Origin of the sequence: Flavobacterium sp. CG_23.5, assembly GCF_017875765.1 — a bacterium.
In the GTDB taxonomy this organism is placed as follows: Bacteria; Bacteroidota; Bacteroidia; order Flavobacteriales; family Flavobacteriaceae; genus Flavobacterium.
The window spans coordinates 2,421,385-2,439,212 of the sequence record NZ_JAGGNA010000001.1; the positions used below are offsets into that span (position 1 = coordinate 2,421,385).

Annotated in this window: 14 protein-coding genes; 10 read left to right on the forward strand and 4 right to left on the reverse strand. The window is 34.7% G+C overall.

Features of this window, described 5'->3' with window-relative positions; genetic code table 11:
- The first annotated feature begins 24 nt into the window (after positions 1 to 24).
- The 6 genes from H4V97_RS10465 to H4V97_RS10490 all read left to right on the forward strand — a co-directional run bounded on the left by H4V97_RS10465 (position 25) and on the right by H4V97_RS10490 (position 10,324).
- Complete coding sequence (locus H4V97_RS10465) at positions 25 to 1,572, forward strand: DUF4270 domain-containing protein (RefSeq protein WP_317196496.1); 1,548 nt, start codon at positions 25 to 27, stop codon at positions 1,570 to 1,572.
- Between the two features lie 9 nt (positions 1,573 to 1,581).
- Positions 1,582 to 3,429, forward strand: coding sequence for a glutamine--fructose-6-phosphate transaminase (isomerizing) (gene glmS / locus H4V97_RS10470; protein WP_196850320.1), 1,848 nt, complete (start codon positions 1,582 to 1,584; stop codon positions 3,427 to 3,429).
- Positions 3,430 to 3,792: 363 nt separating this feature from the next.
- A complete protein-coding gene (locus H4V97_RS10475; protein WP_196850319.1) occupies positions 3,793 to 6,603 on the forward strand; it encodes a TonB-dependent receptor domain-containing protein in 2,811 nt (936 codons plus the stop codon).
- Between the two features lie 34 nt (positions 6,604 to 6,637).
- A complete protein-coding gene (locus H4V97_RS10480; protein WP_196850318.1) occupies positions 6,638 to 8,197 on the forward strand; it encodes a G-D-S-L family lipolytic protein in 1,560 nt (519 codons plus the stop codon).
- A gap of 260 nt (positions 8,198 to 8,457) precedes the next feature.
- Positions 8,458 to 9,969: a F0F1 ATP synthase subunit beta gene (atpD, locus tag H4V97_RS10485; RefSeq protein WP_073204939.1), complete on the forward strand. Its 1,512-nt coding sequence runs from the start codon at positions 8,458 to 8,460 to the stop codon at positions 9,967 to 9,969.
- A gap of 73 nt (positions 9,970 to 10,042) precedes the next feature.
- The gene (locus tag H4V97_RS10490; RefSeq protein WP_196850317.1) at positions 10,043 to 10,324 is read left to right on the forward strand and encodes a FoF1 ATP synthase subunit delta/epsilon; all 282 of its coding nucleotides are present in this window, start codon (positions 10,043 to 10,045) and stop codon (positions 10,322 to 10,324) included.
- A gap of 51 nt (positions 10,325 to 10,375) precedes the next feature.
- On the opposite strand, the gene H4V97_RS10495 is transcribed toward H4V97_RS10490, so the two are convergent.
- From H4V97_RS10495 to H4V97_RS10510, 4 genes are all read right to left on the reverse strand, one after another.
- A complete protein-coding gene (locus H4V97_RS10495; RefSeq protein WP_196850316.1) occupies positions 10,376 to 10,918 on the reverse strand; it encodes a GNAT family N-acetyltransferase in 543 nt (180 codons plus the stop codon).
- A 55-nt stretch (positions 10,919 to 10,973) separates the two neighbouring features.
- A complete protein-coding gene (locus H4V97_RS10500; protein WP_245345226.1) occupies positions 10,974 to 11,396 on the reverse strand; it encodes a DoxX family membrane protein in 423 nt (140 codons plus the stop codon).
- Positions 11,397 to 11,721: 325 nt separating this feature from the next.
- Positions 11,722 to 12,963, reverse strand: coding sequence for a hypothetical protein (locus H4V97_RS10505; protein ID WP_196850314.1), 1,242 nt, complete (start codon positions 12,961 to 12,963; stop codon positions 11,722 to 11,724).
- Positions 12,964 to 13,432: 469 nt separating this feature from the next.
- Complete coding sequence (locus H4V97_RS10510; protein ID WP_196850313.1) at positions 13,433 to 13,972, reverse strand: hypothetical protein; 540 nt, start codon at positions 13,970 to 13,972, stop codon at positions 13,433 to 13,435.
- A gap of 291 nt (positions 13,973 to 14,263) precedes the next feature.
- On the opposite strand from H4V97_RS10510, the gene H4V97_RS10515 reads away from it, so the two are divergent.
- Genes H4V97_RS10515 through bioA form a run of 4 tightly spaced genes read left to right on the forward strand, consistent with a single transcriptional unit; the run spans position 14,264 to position 17,808 of the window.
- Positions 14,264 to 15,403 (forward strand): aminotransferase class I/II-fold pyridoxal phosphate-dependent enzyme, encoded by a 1,140-nt coding sequence (locus H4V97_RS10515; RefSeq protein WP_196850312.1) that lies wholly within the window; start codon positions 14,264 to 14,266, stop codon positions 15,401 to 15,403.
- Positions 15,404 to 15,445: 42 nt separating this feature from the next.
- On the forward strand, positions 15,446 to 15,850 hold the full coding sequence (locus H4V97_RS10520; protein ID WP_209549686.1) for a GxxExxY protein: 405 nt from the start codon (positions 15,446 to 15,448) through the stop codon (positions 15,848 to 15,850).
- A 33-nt stretch (positions 15,851 to 15,883) separates the two neighbouring features.
- Complete coding sequence (gene bioD / locus H4V97_RS10525; RefSeq protein ID WP_196850310.1) at positions 15,884 to 16,501, forward strand: dethiobiotin synthase; 618 nt, start codon at positions 15,884 to 15,886, stop codon at positions 16,499 to 16,501.
- Between the two features lie 2 nt (positions 16,502 to 16,503).
- Positions 16,504 to 17,808, forward strand: coding sequence for an adenosylmethionine--8-amino-7-oxononanoate transaminase (bioA, locus tag H4V97_RS10530; protein WP_209549687.1), 1,305 nt, complete (start codon positions 16,504 to 16,506; stop codon positions 17,806 to 17,808).
- Positions 17,809 to 17,828: the final 20 nt, after the last annotated feature.

Genomic DNA, 17,828 nt, shown 5'->3' on the forward strand with positions numbered 1-17,828 from the left:
TACAATACTTCTTTTTTTAAGAAAATGCTAGTTTTAACAAGCGTAATTTTTTTGTATTCGTGTGATAAAGATTACAATACGATTGGTGGAGATTTAATTGGGGATAATCATTTTGATCTTAGCACTTACACATCAAATGTAACAGCTTTCAATCAGAAAATCACCGCTGTTCAGTCTAATAATCTTGCTGTAAACGGGTTGGGAATATATGCAAATCCTGCTTTTGGTACAACAACTGCTAGTTTTGTGACCCAATTAGGTTTGGGAACTTTAAGCCCTGTAATTGGAGCTAATCCGGTAATTGAAAGTGTTGTTTTGACAGTTCCGTATTATAGCACTATAAAAACTACTAATACTGATGGCAGCCATGTTTATGAGTTAGATTCTATCTACGGACCTAGTGATGCAAAAATTAAATTAAGTGTTTACGAATCTGGATATTATATGAGGGATTTAGATCCTGCCGGTGGATTTCAACAAGCACAAAGATATTACACCAATCAAAGTACTGATTTTAACGATGTAAAAGTTGGAAATCGCTTGAACGATGATAGCAGTGTTGGTCAAAACGATGCTTTTTCTTTTGATGCTAATGAATTTACAGAGACCACTAAAGATGCAACTACAAATGTAGAAACTACTACGCGTACGGCTCCTGGAATGCGATTGAGCTTAAATAAAAGTTTTTTTGACGCAAAAATTATACATGCATCAGCTGACAAGTTAGCTACCAATGATGTTTTTAAAAATTATTTTAGAGGTTTGTATTTTAAAGTAGAAAACTCGGGAAGTACTGGTAACTTAGCGATGCTTAATTTTAAATTAGGAAAAATTACCATTAAATACAAGGAAGATTTAGCATCAACAACTGTAGGCGGAGCACCTACAAGAGTGGATAAGTCAATTGTGCTTAACATGACTGGAAATTCAGTAAGTCTGCTGGAGCAAAGTAATACAAATACAGCATATGCTAACGCGACAGCTACTCCGGATGCTACTCTTGGTGACGAAAAGTTATATTTAAAAGGAGGAGAAGGTTCAATGGCAATTTTAAATTTATTTAGTACTCCAGGGGAACTTGCAACCATAAGAGCCAACAATTGGTTAATTAATGAAGCAAATCTTGTGTTTCATATTGATGCCGCTGCAATGGCGAATAGTTTTGAACCTAACCGGATTTATTTGTATGACTTGACTAATAATAGACCGGTTGTTGATTATTTTAATGATGCGACGACTGGTACCAATGCAAAAAATGGAAAAACTATTTACGGCGGTTATATAAATAAACAAACTAGCGGTAAGGGATTGACTTATAAAATCAGAATTACGAATCAGATCAGAAATTTGATAAAAAATGCAGATTCAACAAATGTAAAGTTAGGTCTTGTAGTTACAGAAGATATAAATACAAGCACTTCGCATTATTTGAAAACTCCAAATTCTTTTAGCTCTCAAGTACCAAAAGCTAGTGTTATGAATCCTTTAGGGACTATTCTTTATGGAGGAAAATCTACAGTTCCTGAGGACAAAAGATTGAAGCTTGAAATTTTTTATACAAAACCTAATTAAGTAGAAATTATGTGTGGAATTGTTGGATACATAGGTTATAGAGAAGCGTACCCTATAGTTATTAAAGGTCTGAAGAGACTTGAGTACAGAGGTTATGATAGTGCTGGGGTGATGTTGTATGATGGTGAGAACATAAAACTTTGCAAAACCAAAGGGAAGGTTTCTGATCTTGAAGAGAAAGCAGCCAAGGATATTACTACAAATGGAACTATCGGAATAGGACATACACGTTGGGCTACACACGGAGTTCCAAACGATGTAAATTCTCATCCCCATCTTTCCAATTCAGGGAATTTGGCAATAATTCATAATGGAATTATTGAAAATTATGCACCCTTGAAGGAAGAGTTGATTAAAAGAGGATATGTCTTTTATTCTGACACAGATACGGAAGTTTTAGTCAATCTTATTGAAGAAGTACAGAAAAAAGAAAAACTAAAATTAGGGAAGGCGGTTCAAATTGCATTAAACCAAGTGGTAGGTGCTTATGCTATAGCAGTTTTCGATAAAAATAATCCAGACGAAATTGTGGCAGCCCGTTTGGGAAGTCCGTTGGCAATTGGTGTTGGTGAAGGAGAATTTTTTATAGCATCTGATGCATCTCCATTTATAGAATATACGTCTAATGCCATTTATTTAGAAGATGGTGAAATGGCAATTATTAGATTGCATAAACAAATGAAAGTTCGTAAGATTAAAGATGATACTTTAGTTAATCCTACTATTCAGGAACTTCAAATGAACTTAGAGCAAATTGAAAAGGGAGGATATGACCATTTTATGCTTAAGGAAATTTACGAACAACCAAGTGTTATAAAAGATACTTATCGTGGAAGACTTCATGCAAACGAAGGAATAATCCAAATGGCTGGTGTTGAAGATAATTTAGAGAAATTTCTGAACGCAGATAGGATTATTATTGTGGCTTGTGGGACTTCATGGCATGCTGGTTTAGTTGCTGAATATATATTTGAAGAATTTGCGAGAATTCCGGTTGAAGTAGAATATGCTTCTGAGTTTAGATATAGAAATCCAATTATAAACAGTAAAGATGTAGTAATAGCGATTTCGCAATCTGGTGAAACTGCTGATACTATGGCAGCTATTAAGTTGGCCAAAGAAAATGGTGCATTTGTGTTTGGTGTTTGTAATGTAGTTGGATCCTCTATTTCAAGAGAAACTCACGCAGGGGCATATACTCATGCAGGACCAGAAATTGGTGTTGCATCAACAAAGGCATTTACTACTCAAATTACCGTGTTGACAATGATTGCTTTGCGTTTGGCTAAAGCCAAAGGAACATTATCTCTTTCTGATTTTCATATGTATTTGCAAGAGTTGGAGTTAATTCCCGAGAAAGTTAAAGAAGCTTTGGAAACGAACGATAGAGCAAAAGAAATTGCTGCTACATTTAAAGATGCTCCTAATTGTTTGTATCTTGGAAGAGGTTATAATTTCCCTGTAGCATTAGAAGGCGCCTTGAAACTTAAAGAAATATCCTATATTCACGCAGAGGGTTATCCAGCTGCTGAAATGAAACATGGTCCAATCGCCTTGATAGATGAACATATGCCAGTTGTGGTTATTGCTCCAAAACAAGGTCATTATGATAAAATAGTTAGTAATATTCAAGAAATTAAGTCCAGAAGCGGAAGAATTATTGCAGTAGTTACTAAAGGGGATACTCAAGTTCGTGATCTGGCAGACTATGTGATTGAAATTCCTGAAACCTCAGACGCTTTGTCTCCGCTAATTACTACTATACCTTTGCAGCTTTTGTCTTATCATATTGCTGTCATGAGAGAGTGTAATGTTGATCAACCCCGTAATTTGGCTAAGTCTGTTACTGTGGAATAATTGAACGAAAAGATATAGTACAACCCCGAAAGATTTTTCTTTCGGGGTTTTTTGTTTTGGACAAGTTTTGCTTTAAAAATTGCTAGATTTAATAAGAAATTCATTTAAAAATTTGGATTTTATTAACTTTTATTAAATATCTAAAAATTAATAAAAATTCTGAGATTAATGCAATTTTAATATGCATGCATAGTGAATTTTTGTTATTTAGACTTAAAATTTAACACAATATGATAAATATTAAATAAGGAATTGCACTGATTGATGCGGATTCATTGATAATTATGAAAAATTTAACGCCATTTTTTAATAATATTAAAATTAATTGTACTTTGGCAACATAAATCAAAAAATTTTAACCAAATGAGAATGTATTTACTTTTTTTGTCATTGTTTTTTTGTAGCCTAACATTTGCTCAAAATACAATTTCAGGTATTGTTACAGATAGTAACAATCAACCTATTCCTGGGGCCAACATAAAAATTGTTGGTGAAACCGCTAGTACAATTACTGGTGTCGATGGTGCGTTTACTTTACAATCATCAAAAAAACCTCCTTATGCTATCAATGTCACTAGTGTGGGGTATGGATCGCAAAAAGTAACCGTTTCATCGAATAACCAGAAAGTATCGGTTAAACTTGTTGACGAAGAAACTAAATTAAATGAAATAGTGGTTTCGGCTTCAAGAACTCCTGAGCGAGTTTTAGAATCGCCAGTAACTATTGAAAGAATGGGTATCGCTGAGATTAAAAAGACAGCTTCTCCTTCCTTTTATGATGGTTTAGAAAATTTGAAAGAGGTACAAATGAACACCAGTAGTTTGTCTTTCAAATCTATTAATACTCGTGGATTCGCTACTGTTGCGAATACTCGTTTTATGCAATTAGTTGATGGAATGGACAATTCTTCTCCACTGTTAAACTTTGTGTTAGGAAACTTGATTGGAGTTTCAGAAATTGATGTTCAAAGTGTGGAGCTATTGCCAGGTGCATCTTCGGCTTTGTATGGCGCAAATGCATTCAATGGTATTTTATTTATGAATAGTAAAAGTCCATTTACTAGTCAGGGAATTACGGCTTATGCAAAGTATGGTAAAACTAGCCAAGAAGCAGCAGGAACAAATGATTTTGTTGATTATGGCGTAAGAGTTGCGCATGCATTTGCTCCTTGGTTCGCTGGGAAAGCAAACTTTACTTACATGCACGGAACAGATTGGTTTGCAACAAACTATAATGATAAAACTGTTCAAGGAAGGGATAGAAGTAACCCAAATTATGATGGGATAAATGTTTATGGCGATGAAGTATCTACAAACATTAAGGGAGTTGGGCAATCTTTGGCTTCTTTAGGTTTAATACCAGCTGGAGCTGTAAATTTATTACCTAACTATAACGTAAGTAGAACGGGATATAATGAAGTGAATTTGACGGATAATAAAGCTAGTAATACAAAAATTGACTTCTCGCTTCATTTCAAGCCTTTTGTAAATGATTTCGAAATTATTTGGCAAAGTAAATTTGGTTTTGGAAACGCAGTTTATCAAGGTGCCAACAGATATTACCTGAACAATTTTTTTATGCAACAGCATAAATTAGAAATTAAAGGAAAGAACTTTTTCGTTAGAGGCTATACAACAAACGAAGATGGCGGAAAATCGTATGACATGCTTTTTACTGGTATCAACATTAACAGAGCATGGAAAGATGACAAAACATGGTTTGGTCAATATGCGGGTCAATACATTTCATCTACATTAGGAGGAGCAACTCCAGAGCAAGCACATATTGCTGCTAGAAATGTAGCTGATACTGGTAGATTGATTCCGGGAACTCCAGGATTTACATCGGCATTTAATAAAGTGATTGATGAAGAAAGTGTACTTTCGGGTTCGAAATTGGTTGATAATTCTAAAATATACCATTCAGATGTGAATTATAATTTTAGAGATCTTATAAAATTTGCTGAAATTCAAGTTGGAGGTTCATTTAGAGAATATGAATTGAATTCTCATGGAAGAATTTATACTGATGCCAATGGTCCTATACATTACAATGACTATGGAGCATATACTCAAATAACAAAAAAATTATTGGATGACAGATTGAAATTTACAGGTTCTGTTCGTTACGATAAATCAAAAAATTTCGACGGTAATATTTCGCCAAGAGTATCATTTGTGTATTCAGGAGGAGAAAGAAAAAATCATAATTTCAGAGCATCTTATCAAACTGGTTTCAGAAATCCTTCAACTCAAGATCAATACATTGGATTTAATGTAGGGAGTGCAATATTATTAGGATCAGCTCCTGATAATTTAACTCGATATACTGAAGTTTTGCCTGTTTCTACTGCTGTTGGGCAGGCTTTTGCAGGAGGAACTTCCGTAACAATAAATGGTTTGAATGCTTACAATAACTCCTATACGGCTACATCAGTTGGCGCTTTTTCAGCCACTGGAAACGCTTCGGTTTTAAGAAAAACAAACATTGACTATGTTAAACCAGAGCAAGTAAAAGCATTTGAATTAGGATACCGTTCTTTTATTGATGGTTTTTCAGTTGATTTGAACGGCTATTATAACATTTATAATGATTTTATTGGAAATTTAAATGTAGTAGCCCCTTTATATGGTACAGCACAAGATTCTCCAAGTATGACTCCTAGTGCTGATCCTGGCTTTCAAACTGTACATGCACTTTCTACTGGAAATTTTAGAGCTTTTCAACTATATACAAATACTAACCTAGAAATTAAATCTCTTGGTTTTGGTGTTGGGCTTTCTAAAAAAGTATATAAAGATTTTGAAGTAGGTGTGAATTATAATTTTGCTGAATTTAAATTTGATCAAGAAAAAGATCCAAGTTTTGAAGCAGGTTTCAACACTCCAAAACATAGAGTAAAAGCGTCATTCGGAAACGAAAAATTATTTGACAACTTTGGATTTAATGTAAGCGGAAGATGGAATAGCGAATATTTATGGCAATCTACAATGGTTGATGGTATGATAGCTGCTGCAACGGTTATTGATGCTCAAATCAATTATAATATTTTAAAATTGAAATCAACAATTAAGTTAGGAGCTTCAAACATTGGTGGTAAAGAGTATACTCAAGTATTAGGAGCTGGATTAATTGGACAGCAATTTTTTGCTTCTTGGACTATCAACCCTTAATAAATAGAGTCATTAATAAAAAACACATATAACGATGATAAAAAATTTCAAATGGCTACTATTAGTTTCTTTAAGCTTTGTAGCATGTAATAATGATGAAAACATGGCGCCTGCAGAGGTAGCTGTAACATCCGGTACAGCAAGTTTTACTAAATATGTTGCATTAGGAGATTCATTTGCTGCGGGATACAGCGATGGAGCACTCTTTATCAAAGGGCAACAAGGCTCTTATGCTAATATATTGTCGCAACAATTTGCATTGGCAGGAGGAGGAGACTTTAAAACTCCTCTTACGTCGGATAATAAAGGAGGGTTGCTTCTTGGCGGGAATGTAATTGCAGGAACACGCTTGTATTTTAATGGTGTTGGACCAGTTGCTGTTAGCGGTACTCCAACAACTGAAGTAACAACACGCATTACGGGACCTTTTAATAATTTAGGAGTTCCAGGCGCAAAAAGTTATCATTTAGTAGCGCCAGGTTATGGAAATGTTGCTGGTGTGGCGACTGGTGCTGCAAATCCATATTTTGCTAGATTTGCAACAACTTCCGGGACAACAGTCCTTGCGGATGCTTTGGTGCAAGCTCCTACTTTCTTTTCCTTGTGGATCGGTGGGAATGATGTTTTGGGTTATGCTACCTCAGGAGGTATTGGTGTAAATCAAACGGGAAATTTGAATCCGGCTACTTATGGAGCAAATGACATCACAGATCCTAATGTTTTTGCAAGTGTTTACTCGGGAATGGTTACTAATTTAACGGCGAATGGTGCAAAAGGAGTAGTAGCTAATCTTCCTTATGTGAATACTCTTCCTTACTTTACTACTGTCCCTTTTAATCCTTTAACATCAAAAGTTTTAGGTGGTGGTAGTATTGCTGTTGGAGATGCAACTATAAATGCGCTTAATGCACAACTATACGGGCCATTGAAAGCTGCCTTAACCGCTTTTGGTGCCGGTACTAGAATTAATTTACTTTCAACAACTGCTGCGAATCCTTTGTTGATTAAAGATGAATCATTAACTAATTTATCAGCCCAATTGACTGCTGCTTTTACTCCTTCCCTTGGAGCTCAAACAGCAGCGTTTTACGGAGCGGTTTTCGGTCAAGCTAGACAAGCTACCGCTACTGACTTAGTGGTTTTGCCAGCACAATCTGCAATTGGTGCTGCTCCAACTGCTACTGATTCAGGAGTGGGTTTTGCGCCGCCATCTCCGTTAAATAAATTTGGAATTACTTTCCCGCTTCAAGACAAACATGTTTTAATACCAACTGAGGTTGCGGAAATAAAAGTAGCGACGGATGCGTATAATGTAACTATAAAAGCAATTGCAGATGCAAAAGGATTGGCTTTCGTAGACACAAAAACAATCATGACGCAATTGTCAACTGTTGGAATAGTTAGTAACAGTTTTACTTTGACTTCTACCTACGTTACTGGAGGATCATTTTCACTTGACGGGGTACATCCTAGTCCAAGAGGATATGCTTTAATTGCAAATGCTTTTAGTGCTGCCATTAATGCCAAATATTCTTCAACATTACCAAAAGTGGATTTAGGGTTATACGCAATATTATATCCTGCTTCTTTATAAAAAAAGCTTTGTTAAATTAAATGAAACCACCCGTTTTTAAAACGTGGTGGTTTTTTATTTTTAGTGTTGATTCGTTGCTTTTATTTGTTTCGAATAGGTTTTTAAACAATCCTTTAATTTTTTCATGTTTTTTATAGCAAAAGGTGTTGATTTTTTATTTTAAAAAATTATCTTTGCAAACTGAAAAAAGCGTCTAATCGATAAGTTTCGATTGGTTATATTTCATAAACCTAAATAGCTATTTAATAAATACATAAGTAATGTCAAAAGTAATAGGAAAAGTTGCCCAGATCATTGGCCCAGTAGTTGACGTTGTTTTCAACGGTAAGGATGTTGAACTTCCAAAAATTTATGATTCATTAGAAATCACAAAAAAAGATGGTACATTATTAGTACTTGAAGTACAATCTCACATCGGTGAAAATACCGTTCGTACCATTTCGATGGACTCAACAGATGGTTTGAGTAGAGGTTATGAAGTAGTTGGAACAGGAAATCCTATCCAAATGCCAATCGGTGCCGATGTTTACGGTCGTTTGTTTAACGTAATTGGAGATGCCATTGATGGTTTAGGTAATTTACCAAAAACAGGAGAAAACGGTATGTCTATTCACAGACAAGCGCCAAAATTCGAAGATTTGTCAACTTCATCTGAAGTTTTATTTACAGGTATTAAAGTAATCGATTTAATTGAGCCTTACTCAAAAGGGGGTAAAATTGGATTGTTCGGTGGTGCTGGAGTTGGTAAAACAGTATTGATTCAGGAGTTGATTAACAATATTGCAAAAGGTCACGGTGGACTTTCCGTATTCGCAGGAGTAGGAGAAAGAACACGTGAAGGAAATGACTTGCTTCGTGAGATGTTAGAGTCAGGAATTATAAAATACGGAGATGAATTCATGCACTCTATGGAAAATGGAGGATGGGATTTATCTAAAGTGGATATGCCAGGAATGAGAGAGTCTAAAGCTACTTTCGTTTTCGGACAAATGAATGAGCCACCAGGAGCTCGTGCTCGTGTAGCACTTTCTGGATTGTCTATCGCTGAATATTTCCGTGATGGAGCAGGAACTGATCAAGGGAAAGACGTTTTGTTTTTCGTGGACAATATCTTCCGTTTTACACAAGCAGGTTCTGAGGTATCAGCACTTTTAGGTCGTATGCCATCTGCGGTAGGTTACCAACCAACATTGGCTACTGAAATGGGTGCAATGCAAGAACGTATTACATCAACAAACAAAGGTTCTATTACATCTGTACAAGCGGTTTACGTTCCTGCGGATGATTTAACGGATCCGGCTCCGGCTACAACTTTTGCTCACCTTGATGCTACTACTGTATTGTCTCGTAAAATTGCTGAGTTAGGTATTTATCCTGCAGTTGATCCATTGGATTCAACTTCAAGAATCCTTACTCCTCAAATTTTAGGTGATGAGCACTATGACTGTGCTCAAAGAGTAAAAGAAATTTTGCAAAAATACAAACAATTACAAGATATCATTGCGATCCTTGGTATGGAAGAGTTATCAGAAGAGGATAAATTAGCCGTTTCAAGAGCGCGTCGTGTACAACGTTTCTTATCTCAACCTTTCCACGTTGCTGAGCAATTTACAGGATTGAAAGGGGTGTTAGTTGATATTAAAGACACTATCAAAGGATTTAACATGATTATTGATGGTGAATTAGATCACTTGCCAGAATCAGCTTTCAACCTTAAAGGAACTATTGAAGAAGCTATCGAAGCTGGAGAAAAAATGTTAGCGGAAGCTTAAAAATTATAAGTTATGAGTTATGAGTTATTTCAATTTTTGAAAACTCATAACTCATAATTCAAAACTCATAATTATGTTATTAGAAATAGTATCACCAGAAGCAAAATTATTTTCAGGAGAAGTAACTTCAGTTACCTTACCTGGGATCGACGGAAGTTTCCAAATATTGAATCATCATGCTCCAATTGTTTCTATATTAGGAAAAGGAGTAGTTAAAATTGCAGCTTCAAGCTTTCATTTTGGCAAAGATGTAGCTAGTAAGTTTACTAAAATAGATGAGCAAAATTACACACTGGCTATTGTTTCAGGAACAATTGAAATGAAAGACAATAAAGTTATTATTTTAGCCGACTAAAATAATTTCGATAATTTAAATTTAAAGCCTAACGTTACTGTTGGGCTTTTTTTATGTCCAATCCCAAAGCATAATATTCCAAATAACACCTTCTTCTTCATAACTTTCTATCGTTTTGAAACCTATAGATTCATGGGCTTTCATGGAGCGTTGATTTATCTCGGCAACTTCTGTGATTAAATAATCAAATTCATGTTGAAGTTGCGTTCTGTAAAAGTCATATAATCCTCGAAATATTCCTTGTTTCCTATAGTTTTTATCTACGCAAACTTGTCCCATTATTACGTATGATTTGTCACTTGGTAATAAAGAATCAATTCTTTCAAACATTGGAATAAGAACTGGAATTTCATTTCTAAAACTGGAAAGCATAACTAATGCGAAACCCACCACTTTCTCCTCTTCTTTGGCAATAATATGAGCGCAAGCAGTATTCATTTGTTCTAATAATGCAACGGTATGTTGAACGGTAACAAATCCTTCTCGTAGCTTTTCTTCGGTAGTGATAATCTGCGAGCTGTTGTTTAATTGTAAACTTCTGATTTGTTGCAACTCGTTTAGATTTGCGGCTCTTTTATAAATTATAGATTTCATACTAGTTAATTTTCGTCAGATTGCAATATTGAAAATACTAAAAAATGCAATTTTTTTAGTCTCTTTCCATTTTTAAATTGGTTTCAGCATAATAATTTTCATTGTATTTTCCTGCAACTACGAGCGCTCCAGAAATTAAAACGAGATTTTTGATGATATACTGTCCAATCAAAGTGGGGCAAAAAGGAAAGGTGTCAAAACAAATTGTTTTTAAAATAAAGATTGGAAAAAGAGTAACTGTCATATGTAGCAATAGCAATACAATAGCATAGGGGATGAATTTTTTTATGAGTAAACCAAGTCCGATTATTACTTCACACACCCCAAGTATTGGAATAAATATTTCTGGTCGAAACCAATAGACGGTTTGTTCGACAAGTTCACCGGCAGGACTCATTCCGAAGATTTTTAGACCGCCAAACCAGATGTAAACTACTGCCAGTGCGATGCGCATAAAATTTACGCTGTGCTTTTCCATTTTTTTACTAAATAGAAAATATAGAGAATGGAAAGAAATTTTCATATTAAATTTTTTATCAAAAATGAAAGTAGTTATTGTATTTAATAATTGACATTTTTTAAATAGTAAACCTAACAGGTTTCCAACGTCTGTTAGGTTTATTGTTGATAAATTAAAACAAACCATTTGAACAAATTATCAACGTATTAATTAACTTTATTCCGTATCGTATTTCGTCGCCGTGACAGAAACTAGACTATTTTAATGCAATTACTTGAAATTTAGTATTGTAATATTTTTGCCTTTGTCTTTTTGGATTAATTGAAAGAATTCAGTAATTAATTTATATTTTTGGATGCATTGTAACTTTCATTTTTTTAGCTAAACTAAATCGATACGTGTATCCAAAATTTAGAGAATAATCAGCAAAAGCGGCATCACCTTGTACATGAACATATTTAGCTGGGTCCGTGATTACGGAATTTTGTAAATCCTGGCTTGCAATATCTGCAGCACTTTGAACGCGGTTTTTAACAACATTGTAAGGAATGAACAAACTGAAACCATGATTGCCTAATCGATATGAAAAACCATATTCAACGGCAATTACATATCCGGGACGGCGATAAGCCACTTGTCCTCCAAATGCATCGTAAGCAGGAATTCCTTCAAAACGACCTGCTAACGAAACGGTTAAGTTCTGTTGCTTATCTACTGTGGTCATTAATCCTGCACGGCCAAAATACTGATCTGGAGAAGCATAAATATTATAGCCATTTAAAACCCCAAGTGTATTTCCGTTTTTATCCTTAACAACTGTTGGAGCCGATTTAAAACTGCCATTGGATTCTCGTGGATTAAATAAATAATACCCATTTGCAAATCCATATAAAGAGCCTGTTAATTTTCGGAATGCTTGTAATTCTACTGAGATACCAATTCCTCCGTCACCGGGCTGAATGGCTTGGTCCATAACCACATTTTTAGTAGTTCCGTCTGCTTGTGGAGCGTCATCTGTTTTGTCATGATTACCGGTGTTTAATTTTACACCTAGGCCAACCATTATATTTCCTTTTTCTTTTTTTTTAGGGTCAAAAACCCAGTAATTGACGCTCAATCTAGCATCGGCAATACCTTGCGCGTATACACTATAACGGAATGTGTTTTTTACAGGCGTTGTTTGCTTTAAGACTTGTGAACGTTCATTGTTTACGTATGGTAATGTGGCGTTTAATTGAATGCGGTCCGTTAATCCATAGGAGATGTTTAAATCGACCGCGTGGGAATATATATTTACGGCATTACCACGCTCTTTTCCGTTTTCATCAAAACCGCCACCGGTTAACTGGCGTTGCGGTTGTTCTTCCTTCCCAACAAAATGTCTCCATGAGTGAAAATAACGATAATTTACCCCTACTTGGAATTCTCCTTTATCTAAATTATAAGAATTAGAGGAGTTCATATTTTGGCCTCCCATTTGGCGAACAGCGACGCAACCCTGGGCGGTTATTTTTTCAGTTTGAAGAGTAATTAAAATGAATGCTATAAAAATGAATGCCGAATATAATGAGAATGAAGTTTTCAAAGGTTTTGTTTTAATAGTTAAATGGAATGTAAAGAAGGATGACCTCAACTTCTTCAAGATAGAGAAGGTGATGTGCACAATCAAATTAAGTGAGTTGTAGATCTTACTGTTGTAAAAGGCAGAGCTTTTTTTGGCGCAAGCCGTAAAATGGGAATCATGATTTTTACAAGACAAATAGAATTTGAAATATTACTTTTTAAAATCTATTTTAAAGGTATAATCAAAATAAGTCTTGATTTTAAAAGCTAAAGGTCAATAATCTAATTAAAAATATAAAAATACACTTTCGTTTCCTCCATTAAAATAATGGATTGGGAAATAAACACAAAATATTATTTTGTATTTCTAAAAGTAAAAATTTCAATAAATTTTTAGAATAAATCGTTTGTTTTAGCTTCACAAAATTCATGAATTATCGTGAATTTGCAGTTTTCTAAAAGTTTTGATTTTGCGTAAACAATAAGTGGAATTAAGCGACGTCCGGTGGAGTATACGATAAAGAAAGGTATCCGGAATCCAAAGCCTTATTTGGTGTAATGATAAGTGCAATTGAATTCAAATCTGTTTTTGCTGAAAAATCGACACAAATCGTGCTGTTCGGGATATAATCTGGAAGAAAAGATTTGAGTAGTTTTTTTGAAGGCCCTTCTTTTGAAGGTGCGCTATTGAATAATTGATTGTCAACAATTTCTTTTAAATCTTTGCCGATTACGTCGCCGTAAGAATTACGTAAATAATATAAACTCAGTATGTTGTTTTGAATTCTTTTCTTAAAAATGTGATAGCTTTTGTTATTTATAATTACATTTTCATTTACGTATTCAAAATCGGTGTCTTCAACAAACGAATATAAAGAGGCATTTAATTGAATTACTTGAAGCTCTGAACTGGGCATTTTTTCCATATTGGATACCCACGTTTGCTCTTTTTGGTAGGCAAACATCGCATAGTATCCAAGCACATTGTAAAACAACGTAGCTAATAAGAAAAGTGATGCAATTCGTTTCATATGTGCCGAAAGTAGAAAACTATTTTGTACTCAAATGGGTTTAATTGAAAAATTAAGATGATTTTAACATAAGTTTAACAATGGTTAAAATCGAAACCGTTTTCGTAAAAATTTATCAGTATTATTTTGATTACTATTGGTTTGATTGTTAATTTTTGGAGAATTTTGTTTTTATAAGTGTAATTTTGTTTTTAGAATTAAAATGATTCTTTATCGCTGATTATTTGCCAAAATCAGCAAAGAATATTGATAAAATTTATAAACCGAAAAAGATGCTTATTTTTGATGCGTATGAAACAATTTCCAAAAAATCTATCCGCTAAACTTGCAACTCGAAAAGAAAATAAATCTTTGAGGCAATTGTCTTTGACTTCGGATTTAATTGATTTTGCTTCGAATGATTATTTGGGATTGTCCAAGTCGGAAGCCATTTTTGATGAAACGCATCACTATTTGTTAGGTAAGAATTTAAAAATAAATGGGGCGACAGGTTCGCGTTTGCTTTCCGGAAATCACCGCCTATATCAAGAGACAGAAAGCTATATTGCTCAGTTTCACAAATCAGAATCGGCTTTAATTTTTAATTCTGGCTATGATGCCAATGTTGGTTTTTTTAGTTCGCTTCCGCAAAAAGGAGATTTGATTCTATACGATGAATTGTGTCATGCCTCTATTAGGGACGGAATCTTACTGTCGAATGCGAAAGCGTATAAGTTCAATCATAACGATTTTGAGGATTTAGAAAAATTGATTTCTAGGAATCCAGACACCACTATTTATATCGTCACCGAGTCTGTTTTTTCGATGGATGGTGATTGTCCAAATCTACAAGAATTGGTTTCGGTTTCAACTAAACACAAATGTTATCTAGTTGTTGATGAAGCGCATGCTTTGGGAGTTTTTGGTTCGTCAGGCGAAGGATTCGTTCAAATGCTGGGATTGCACGATCACGTTTTTGCCCGAATTATGACTTTCGGGAAAGGATTGGGATGTCATGGAGCCGCGATTTTAGGCTCGGTTGAATTGAGGGATTATTTAGTAAATTTTGCCCGAAGTTTTATTTATACCACAGGGCTGTCGCCACATTCGGTTGCCACGATTTTGGTTGCTTATCAAATTTTAGAAAAAGATAAAAAAAATATTCAAACGCTTAGAGAAAATATTATTCATTTCAATCAGGAGAAGAATTTATTTGGATTAAAGCCATTGTTTGTCAGAAGCAAATCAACAATACAATCAGCTATTATTCCTGGAAATGAAAAAGTAAAAGTAATTGCTAGCCAGTTCCAAGAAAAAGGATTTGATGTAAAAGCCATACTTTCGCCTACTGTTCCAGAAGGTCAAGAACGTCTGCGCTTTTGTTTGCATAGCTATAATTCAAAGAAGGAAATTTCGGAAGTCTTAGCTTTGTTGATTACTTTTGTTTTTTAGCCACAGATGAAACGGATTTTAACGGATTAACACATGTCTAATATGGCAAATTTGCTTCACGAATCAATTACAAATGTAATTTTAAAAGTTTATTATGAAGTTTATAATGAATTGGGTTCCGGATTTCTCGAAAAAGTATATCAAAATGCCATGTATTTTGAATTAATATCTTTAAGATATAAAGTTGAAGCTCAAAAACAAATTAAAGTATATTTTAAAAATCAATTGGTTGGAGAATATTATTCTGATTTACTTGTTGAAGACAAAGTAATTGTAGAATTGAAACTAACAGAATTACTGATGAATATTCATATTGCTCAAATAATGAATTATTTAAAGGCAACATCAATTGAAGTTGGATTGTTATTAAATTTTGGAGAAGAACCGGAGTTTAAAAGACTAATCTTTACAAACGATAGAAAAATTAATATAAAAAATCAGCGATAATCCGTTCAATCCGTTTTATCCGTGGCTAATACTATGAAACTATTTATTACAGGAATTGGAACCGACGTGGGCAAGACCATTGCTTCGGCCATTATAACAGAGGCTTTAGAAGCTGATTATTGGAAACCCATACAAGCGGGTGATTTAGAAAATTCTGACAGTCATAAAGTCAAATCGTTTTTGTCTAATAAAAAGACGGTGATTCATCCGAATAGCTATGCTTTGAACACACCGGCTAGTCCACATCTCGCGGCAGAATTAGACGGGATTACCATCGATTTGAAGAAAATTGTAGAACCGAAAACAGCTAATCATTTAGTGATCGAAGGTGCGGGAGGTATTTTTGTGCCATTAAATGAGAATGATTGTGTTATTGATCTGATACAGCCCGATTATAAAGTGATTGTGGTTTCCAGACATTATTTGGGAAGTATCAATCATACATTGCTTACGATAGAAGCCATGCGAAACCGAAATATTAAAATCGCAGGAATTATTTTTAATGGTGATGAAAATAAAGCTACAGAAAGCATTATTTTGAGTAAAACCGGCGTAAAATGCATCGGTAGAATTGAAGAAGAGCCGTATATTGATCCAAATGTAATCAAAGAATATGCAGACAATTTTCGTGAAAATCTTTTGAGTTTATAATTATGAGTAGTACAAATATTCCCCCTTCGGGGGCTAGGGGGCTTATAGAAAGAGACAGCCAATATCTTTGGCATCCGTATACCCAACATAAAACGGCAGCTTTACCAATTGCCATCAAAAAAGGAAAAGGCGCTTTGCTTTGGGATGAAAATGATAAAGAATATATTGATGCAATTGCTTCTTGGTGGGTTAATCCGTACGGACATTCGAATAAATTTATTGCCGATGCGATTTATAAGCAACTCACTACTTTAGAGCACGTTTTATTTGGCGGATTTACACATGAACCTGCTGTTATTTTGGCTGAAAAGCTGATTGAAATTTTGCCAGAAAACCAACAAAAAATATTTTTTTCGGACAATGGCTCTACCGCAGTTGAAGTAGCGATAAAAGTAGCATTGCAGTATTTTTTCAATAAAGGAGAAAAGAAGACTACCATTATTGCTTTTGAAAATGCTTTTCATGGTGATACTTTTGCAGCGATGGCAGCAAGCGGAATTTCATTTTATACCCAGGCTTTTCAGGGAATGTTTATTGAAGTGGTGCGGATTCCGGTTCCGGTTAAAGGAATGGAGCAAGAAAGTTATGACACGTTACAATCGGTTATAAAAAACAACAATTGTGCTGGTTTTATTTTTGAGCCTTTGGTTCAAGGAGCCGCAGGAATGGTGATGTACGAACCGGAAGCTTTGGATGAATTAATAAGAATTTGTCAGGAGAATAATGTCCTTACCATTGCCGATGAAGTTATGACGGGCTTTGGAAAAACGGGAAAAACGTTTGCAACGGATTATTTGGTGGAAAAACCAGATATGATGTGCCTGTCCAAAGCGTTGACCGGAGGAACAATTCCTATGGCAATTACAACTTTTACTCAGGATTTATTCGATGCTTTTTATGATGATGATATTAATAAAGCATTATTTCACGGACATACTTTTACCGCGAATCCAACAGGTTGTGCAGCAGCACTAGCAAGTTTAGCATTGTTACAAACCAATGAAATGCAAGAAAATATTTCTCGGGTAAATAAAAGCCATTTGGCCTTTCAAAAAAGAATAAAGAAACATCCCAAAGTTACTACAACACGAGTGCTAGGAGTTATTTTTGCATTAGAAATAAAAACTGAAAGTTCGGCCAGTTATTATGGAACCTTACGCAATAAACTCTACGATTTCTTTATTGAAAACGGAGTGATTTTGCGTCCGGTTGGTAATATTGTCTACATTTTGCCACCGTATGTTATTAGTGATGAGCAGTTGCAAAAAGTGTATCAAGTGGTCGAAAAAGCGCTTGATGTAGTTTAGTTATTGCCCGTAGATAACAC

Excerpts from the sequence above, each read along its gene's own strand:
- H4V97_RS10465 (WP_317196496.1), top strand. The coding sequence starts at position 25 with ATGCTAGTTTTAACAAGCGTAATTTTTTTGTATTCGTGTGATAAAGAT.
- glmS (WP_196850320.1), top strand. The coding sequence starts at position 1,582 with ATGTGTGGAATTGTTGGATACATAGGTTATAGAGAAGCGTACCCTATA.
- H4V97_RS10475 (WP_196850319.1), top strand. The coding sequence starts at position 3,793 with ATGAGAATGTATTTACTTTTTTTGTCATTGTTTTTTTGTAGCCTAACA.
- H4V97_RS10480 (WP_196850318.1), top strand. The coding sequence starts at position 6,638 with ATGATAAAAAATTTCAAATGGCTACTATTAGTTTCTTTAAGCTTTGTA.
- atpD (WP_073204939.1), top strand. The coding sequence starts at position 8,458 with ATGTCAAAAGTAATAGGAAAAGTTGCCCAGATCATTGGCCCAGTAGTT.
- H4V97_RS10490 (WP_196850317.1), top strand. The coding sequence starts at position 10,043 with ATGTTATTAGAAATAGTATCACCAGAAGCAAAATTATTTTCAGGAGAA.
- H4V97_RS10495 (WP_196850316.1), bottom strand. The coding sequence starts at position 10,918 with ATGAAATCTATAATTTATAAAAGAGCCGCAAATCTAAACGAGTTGCAA.
- H4V97_RS10500 (WP_245345226.1), bottom strand. The coding sequence starts at position 11,396 with ATGGAAAAGCACAGCGTAAATTTTATGCGCATCGCACTGGCAGTAGTT.
- H4V97_RS10510 (WP_196850313.1), bottom strand. The coding sequence starts at position 13,972 with ATGAAACGAATTGCATCACTTTTCTTATTAGCTACGTTGTTTTACAAT.
- H4V97_RS10515 (WP_196850312.1), top strand. The coding sequence starts at position 14,264 with ATGAAACAATTTCCAAAAAATCTATCCGCTAAACTTGCAACTCGAAAA.
- H4V97_RS10520 (WP_209549686.1), top strand. The coding sequence starts at position 15,446 with ATGGCAAATTTGCTTCACGAATCAATTACAAATGTAATTTTAAAAGTT.
- bioD (WP_196850310.1), top strand. The coding sequence starts at position 15,884 with ATGAAACTATTTATTACAGGAATTGGAACCGACGTGGGCAAGACCATT.
- bioA (WP_209549687.1), top strand. The coding sequence starts at position 16,504 with ATGAGTAGTACAAATATTCCCCCTTCGGGGGCTAGGGGGCTTATAGAA.